We start from the raw sequence: 207 nt of genomic DNA, 5'->3' as shown, positions 1-207 counted from the left end.
TGTCCTCGTTGAGGCGCGTGAACGTGCCCGTCTCGACGAGCTTGTCCGTGATCTGCTTCCACTCCTCGTCCGAACCCGTCACCCACTGGATGCGGTCGGGGGTGGTCATCTCGGCGACCTCGGCAACCCAGGCGGCAAGGCCCTTGTGCGTCGTGCCGCCGATAGTCTCGATGTCAGTCGTAGTCATTGGATCGGCCATCCTTTGTG

The 207-nt window shown here is 62.8% G+C and carries 1 protein-coding gene; it reads right to left on the bottom strand.

Going from position 1 to position 207, the window contains the following annotated elements:
- Nucleotides 1-187, bottom strand: a 187-nt coding sequence (locus FHN55_RS24545) for a phosphoenolpyruvate carboxykinase (GTP) (RefSeq protein ID WP_139714581.1), incomplete at its 3' end; no start/stop codon positions are given.
- Nucleotides 188-207: the final 20 nt, after the last annotated feature.

The organism is Streptomyces sp. NP160 (genome assembly GCF_006335115.1).
Classification (GTDB): domain Bacteria; phylum Actinomycetota; class Actinomycetes; order Actinomycetales; family Quadrisphaeraceae; genus Quadrisphaera.
This window is presented reverse-complemented; position numbering and strand designations above follow the sequence as displayed.